We start from the raw sequence: 5,922 nt of genomic DNA, 5'->3' as shown, positions 1-5,922 counted from the left end.
CCTGCCGAAGCACGACCGCCCCGCCCGCCGCACGTACACGGTGCGCGCGGTCGACCACACCACACGGACCATCGCGATCGACTTCGTCGTGCACGGCGACGACGACCTTCGCCGTCCTCGACCTCACCGGTTCGCCCGTCGACCTCGGCCTCGTCGTGGCCGCACGCTCGGTCGCGAACGTCGCCGTCCTGCTGTTCGGCGGGGTCATCGCCGACCGGCTGCCTCGTGACGTCGTACTCGTCGCCACGTCCCTCGGTGCCGCACTGACGCAGGGCGCCGTGGCCGCGCTGGTCCTGACCGGCACCGCGACGGTCCCGCTCCTCGTCGTCCTGAGCATCCTGAACGGTGCCGTCGCCGCGGTCAGCCTGCCGACGACCGCGGCCATGGTCCCCGAGACCGTGCCCGAGGCGCTGCTCCGTCCGGCGAACGCCGTGATCCGGCTGAGCATCAACGCCGGCACCATCGTCGGGGCCTCCGCCGGCGCCGGCCTGGTGGCGCTCGTCGGCGCCGGGTGGGGATTGGCGGTGGACGCCGCCGGCTTCGCCGTCGCTGCAGCCCTGTACGCACGGATCCGACTGCCACGGCGCCCGTCCGTCGCACCGGCCGACCGACCGTCGGTGATCGCCGACATCCGGGAGGGATGGGCTGAGTTCTCGGGACGACGCTGGGTCTGGACCGTGGTCGCCCAGTTCGCGGTGCTCAACGCCGCCTTCGTCGGTGCCACGACCGTGCTGGGTCCGGTGGTCGCGGACGGTTCGTTCGGCAGGGCGGGTTGGGGACTCGTCGTCGCCGCACAGACCGTCGGTCTGGCACTCGGAGCACTGATCGCGCTGCGGTGGCGGCCACGGCACGCCCTCGGCATCGGCGTCGCCCTGATGGCCGTGACCGCGCTCCCCGTCCTGGCGCTCGCCGGCGCACCGGCCCTGCCGGCCCTGCTCGTCGCGTTCGCCCTGGGCGGGGTGGCCATCGAGCTGTTCGCGATCGCCTGGGACCACGCGCTGCAGTCGAACGTGCCCCGGGCCGTGCTGTCGCGGGTCTACTCGTACGACATGGTGGGGTCGTTCGTCGCCGTCCCGCTCGGCGAGGCCCTGGTGGGACCGTTGGCGCACGCGGTCGGGACGCCCACGACCCTGGTCGGTTGTGCCGTCGTCATCGTCGTCGCCACCGTGGTCGCCGCCTCCACGCGCAGCGTCCGGCGTGTGACCACCGAGGTGACCCTGCCGGTCTGATCAGCCCGGGGAGCCGTCCGCGTCGACCTCGTACGCCTCGAACCGGTCGTCGGCGAGGACCGCGTCGATGAGCGACCGCGACCCGGCGACGATCGTCGAGTCCCAGTCGATCTCGGTGGCGAGCACCCACTCGTGTCCCTCGGGCCAGAGCATCTGCGGGGTGTGCCCGAAGCCGACGGACGTGCCGACGCGGGCGTCGTCCGTCCAGGACGGGTCGCTGAGCTGCGGCAGGGACATGGCGAGCAGGAAGCACTCGCGGGCCGGCCACAGGAAGCGCGGACCCGCGAGCGACTCCCGGAGCACAGCCTGCTCCCGCCGGTGCTGCGCCTGCCTCCGGGCGATCTGCGCCTGCATCGCAACACGCTCGGCCGCTGTCGGCTCGCCGCTCCCCTGCCATCCGAAGCCCAACGTCGACGTCCCGTTCAGGTCGCCCCATCCGTCCCAGATCGCCCCGACCAGGTCGTCCGGTGTCGACGTCGCGTCGGCGAGGAGCCCGGCGAGCGCGGCGAGGTGCGTCGGCTCGTACCAGCCCGTCTCGGGCGAGTGGACGATCCAGCCGTCCTCGAACGGCAGGTCCGACTCGTCGTCCCGACCGCTGAGCGTCTGCCACGACACGAGGGGGTCGATCGTCCGACGGGTGCGTTCGGCGACGTCGGCCCAGCGCCACTCCGCCGACTCGAGGACCGGGTGCTCGTCGTACTCGTCCACGGTCGCGCGGTCTTCGCGATCCGCTCGGAGCGGGTGCAGGATCCGGACGTACGCCTCGAACCCGGTGCCCGCGACGCCGCCGAACGAGGCGAACGCGCCGGCCCGGGCCAGCAGCCAGTCGCCGCGCGTGACGTCCTCGATCAGTTCCACCTGCCGAGCCCTGGTGCCCGCGTCGGTCAGCTCGCCTGCGGGCGGGGTGCGCGGAGGCCGGGGAACTCGTCGTCGCGCCATTCGCCATCGGCACGCGTGCCGTTGGTCACCGACTGCTCCTCGCGCTCCCGGAGCTCCACACGGCGGATCTTGCCCGAGATGGTCTTCGGGAGCTCCGCGAACTCGACGCGCCGGACGCGCGCGTAGGCGGGGAGAGCCGTGCGTGCGTACTCCAGGACCTGCCTGGCGGTGTCGGCCGACGCCTCCCATCCGGTGGCCAACGTGACGTACGCCTTGACGACGTTGAGACGGGCGTCGTCGGGGGCCGGGACGACCGCGCTCTCGGCCACGGCCGGGTGCTCCAGCAGGGCGCTCTCCACCTCGAACGGCGACACCTTGTAGTCGGAGGACTTGAAGACGTCGTCGGTGCGGCCGATGAAGGTCAGTTCGCCGTCGGCGTCGCGGACGGCGATGTCGCCGGTGTGGAAGAAGCCGTCGCGCATCGACGAGGCCGTGCGGTCCGGGTCGCCGAGGTACTCGGCCATCAGGTTGACGGGCCGCTCGGTGAGGTCGAGGCAGACCTCGCCCTCGTCGCCCGGTTCGCCGGTGACGGGGTCGAGCAGCGTCACGGTCACGCCGGGGAGCGGCTTGCCCATCGCCCCGGGCGTCACGGCGGCCCCCGGGGCGTTCCCGATGATCGCGGTGGTCTCGGTCTGCCCGTAGCCGTCGCGGATGGTGAGTCCCCACGCCGCCTCGACCCGGCCGATGACCTCGGGGTTGAGCGGCTCGCCGGCCGAGATGAGTTCTCGGAGCGCCCGCGGCTTCGCGCCGAGGTCGGACTGCAGCATCATCCGCCACGCGGTCGGCGGCGCGCAGAACGTGTTGACCTCGGCGCGCTCGAGCTGCGCGAGGAGCGCACCAGGGTCGAAGCGCGCGGTGTTGTGGATGAAGACGGTGGCCTCGGCGATCCACGGCGCGAAGAAGCAGCTCCAGGCGTGCTTGCCCCACCCGGGCGAGCTGATCGTCAGGTGCACGTCGCCGGGTCGGACGCCGAGCCAGTACATCGTGCTGAGGTGCCCGACCGGGTACGACGTCTGGGTGTGCACGACCATCTTCGGCTTCGACGTCGTGCCGGACGTGAAGTAGACCAGGCACGGATCGGTCGTGCGGGTGACGACGTGGGGACGGACCTCGTCGGCGGGAGCGGGCTCGCCCAGGTCGCCCGGGTACTCCGTCCAGCCTTCAGCGGGACCGCCGATCACGATGCGCGTGAAGGACCCGCGGACGTCGTCGTACTTGTGCGTCTCGCCCCGGTTCGTGACGACGTGCGCCACAGAGCCCCGGTCCACGCGGTCCTGCAGGTCGGCGGTGTCGAGCATGGTCGAGGTCGGCAGGATGACCGCACCGAGCTTGATCACGGCGAGCATCGTCTCCCAGAGCTCGAGCTGGTTGCCGAGCATGACGAGGACGTGGTCGCCCTTCCGCACGCCGGAGCCGTGCAGGCGCGCGGCGAGCCGATCGGACCGTGCGGCCATCTCGGCGTAGCTGAACCGCTGCTCCCGACCGTCCTGCTCGACGATCCAGAGCGCCGTGCGGCCGTTGTCGGTCGCGATGACGTCGAACCAGTCGGTCGCCCAGTTGAACGTGTCGCCGACGTCCGGCCAGCGGAACCCGGCGCGTGCCGCTTCGGGAGAGTCCGCGGCGAGGAGCTGGTCGCGGGCGGCACGGTACGCGTCGGTCGGGTTCACAGAAGACACGGACCGATCATGCCGTATCCGGCTCGGAGTCGATCGATCAGGCGAGTCCCCGGATCCAGCGGTCGAGCCAGGGGATGATGCTCGAGAGGTCATCCGCGTCGATCACGTCACTCGCGGCCGCGCGTGCCGTCGGACTCGCGTTGAGCGCCAACGCACTGGGGAGCGCCTGGAAGAGCGGGATGTCCGAGCGACTGTCCCCGACGGCACAGCAGTGTTCGATCGGTACACCGAGGTCACGAGCGAGCGCGAGCGCCCGGTCCCGCTTGTCGAACTCGTCGAAGTGCTCGGCGACGGTGCCGTCGTGGACGCCGCCGTGCTCGCCGACTCGGGGCCCGCCGTTCGGGACGAACCCGAACCGCCCCGCGAGGAAACGGGTCACGGGCTGCCACGCGAGCGACGCGAGCACGGGTTCGACGTCGTGGGCACGGCACCACGCGACGACGGTCTCGGTTCCGGGCAACACCGGCAGGTCGTCGAGCCACCGGTCGACCGTCGCGACGGACGTGCCACGCCACCCGAGTGCGTCGACCTCGCTGACCTGCTGGTTGGTGAGGTCGCCGTCGGCGTAGCGGGCTTCGGCGTCGTCGAGCGCCTCCTGGTGCCCGAACCGGGCGGCCAGGAAGCTGCTGCTGGAACCGGGACTGACGAGGGTTCCGTCGACGTCGAAGAACACGATGCCGACGGTCACTGCTGGCCGCTCCCCCGCACGACCGCACCGAGCACCCGGATCGTCTCGTCGGTGTCGACGTGCAGGTGCGCCCCGATGCCGAGCGCACGTGCGGCCTCGATGTTCTCCGGCACGTCGTCCACGAAGAACACCTCGTCCGGGTCCGCCCCGAGACGCTCGAGCGTGATGCGGAACGCCTCGGCATCGGGCTTGGTCGCACCGATCTCGTGGGAGTAGCAGATCGGGTCGAACACCGCCGAGAGCCGGAAGCGCCGCTCCTCTTCCTCTCGAGCGCCGTCGCCCGAGTTCGACAGGATCGCGAGGCCGATCGTGCCGCGGAGTCCGGCGAGGAAGTCGTACAACGGCTGGTTCAGGGTTCCGCAGTACGCATCCCAGAATTCGGCCCGCATGACGGCGAGCTGGTCGGCCGGCAACCCGAGGGCCGAGCCGATCCCACCCCAGTACCGGTCGACGACGCCGGTCTGTCGGGAGGCGTCGGGGAGGTCCGCTGCGACCAGGCGAGCGGAGAAGTCGTCCGTCGTCATCCCGAGACGCTCGGCCCACCGCGCCCGGAACTGCCCGGGCCAGGCAGCGTCGTCGACGAGTTCGAGGACTCCGCCCACGTCGGACAGCAGCCACCGCACGGCTGGCGCCGCGGACCCGGCCGTCCCGCCGGTCACAGCGAACCCCGCAGCTGCCGGATCATCTCGACCTCGAGTTCGCTCGGTTCGAGGACGTACGCCTCGGTCGCACCTGTCGGCTCGTAGCCACGTCGGGCGTAGAAGGCCTGCGCACGGTTGTTCCCCTGGTGCACGTGCAGCCGTAGGGCCGACCCGTGCGCAGCTGCCCACCGCTCGATCTCGTCGAGCAGCGCGTCGGCGACCCCGGCGGGACGACCCCGGTGCGACGGTGCGACGTAGACGCCGACCAGGAGCGGCCCGACCCGGGGACCGGGCACGAACACCCCCATCGTCCCGACCCACCGGCCGTCGGCACCGATCGCGGCGAGGGTCGTCCCGCCGACGTCGTGCTCACGGCGGCCGCGTCGACGCCACTCACGCTCCTGCAGCCGCTCCGCATCGGCGAGCCGCTCCCCGTACGCCTTCGGGGTGTCCCGGAGCATCTCCAGGCGCAGTGCCCGCACGGATTCCCAGTCGTCCTCCGTGGTCGGTCGGATCGTCGTTCCCCGCATGGCCCGAGCATAGGGGCGGCCGGCCCGGAGAACTCGTTCCAAACCCTTCGCCGGAGGGTGCCGAATCACCTGCAACGACCGGGAAACACCCGGAGCGCTCACCAGCCGCACATCGCTGGTTCTCCACCCCACCAAGGGTGTGTTCGGCGCGCACACAGCAGCCGCGCCGAGCGCGACAACAGCAAAGGACTGATCACGATGCGTAAGAGCCTCAAGACC

7 protein-coding genes are annotated in these 5,922 nt (G+C 71.6%); 2 read left to right on the top strand and 5 right to left on the bottom strand.

What is annotated here, in order from left to right; translation table 11 throughout:
• The first annotated feature begins 40 nt into the window (after positions 1-40).
• Both H7A73_RS18265 and H7A73_RS17800 read left to right on the top strand, forming a co-directional pair.
• Positions 41-229 (top strand): hypothetical protein, encoded by a 189-nt coding sequence (locus H7A73_RS18265; protein ID WP_411469323.1) that lies wholly within the window; start codon positions 41-43, stop codon positions 227-229.
• Positions 156-1,229, top strand: coding sequence for an MFS transporter (locus H7A73_RS17800; protein ID WP_411469322.1), 1,074 nt, complete (start codon positions 156-158; stop codon positions 1,227-1,229). Before H7A73_RS18265 ends, H7A73_RS17800 begins: the two co-directional genes overlap by 74 nt.
• Here H7A73_RS17800 and H7A73_RS17795 read toward each other — a convergent pair whose 3' ends face one another.
• From H7A73_RS17795 to H7A73_RS17775, 5 genes are read right to left on the bottom strand one after another with little or no spacing between them, the layout of a single operon-like run.
• A complete protein-coding gene (locus H7A73_RS17795; protein ID WP_182067221.1) occupies positions 1,230-2,087 on the bottom strand; it encodes a hypothetical protein in 858 nt (285 codons plus the stop codon).
• A 26-nt stretch (positions 2,088-2,113) separates the two neighbouring features.
• Positions 2,114-3,835, bottom strand: a complete 1,722-nt coding sequence (locus tag H7A73_RS17790; protein ID WP_182067222.1) for an AMP-binding protein — start codon at positions 3,833-3,835, stop codon at positions 2,114-2,116.
• A 46-nt stretch (positions 3,836-3,881) separates the two neighbouring features.
• The gene (locus H7A73_RS17785) at positions 3,882-4,532 is read right to left on the bottom strand and encodes an HAD family hydrolase (RefSeq protein ID WP_182067220.1); all 651 of its coding nucleotides are present in this window, start codon (positions 4,530-4,532) and stop codon (positions 3,882-3,884) included.
• Complete coding sequence (locus H7A73_RS17780) at positions 4,529-5,191, bottom strand: HAD-IA family hydrolase (RefSeq protein WP_182067219.1); 663 nt, start codon at positions 5,189-5,191, stop codon at positions 4,529-4,531. Before H7A73_RS17780 ends, H7A73_RS17785 begins: the two co-directional genes overlap by 4 nt.
• The gene (locus H7A73_RS17775) at positions 5,188-5,703 is read right to left on the bottom strand and encodes a GNAT family N-acetyltransferase (protein ID WP_182067218.1); all 516 of its coding nucleotides are present in this window, start codon (positions 5,701-5,703) and stop codon (positions 5,188-5,190) included. The genes H7A73_RS17780 and H7A73_RS17775 overlap by 4 nt, the downstream gene beginning before the upstream one ends.
• Between the last annotated feature and the right edge of the window lie 219 nt (positions 5,704-5,922).

The sequence above is a fragment of the Curtobacterium sp. ME12 genome (assembly GCF_903970855.1).
Lineage (GTDB): Bacteria > Actinomycetota > Actinomycetes > Actinomycetales > Microbacteriaceae > Curtobacterium > Curtobacterium poinsettiae_A.
This window is presented reverse-complemented; position numbering and strand designations above follow the sequence as displayed.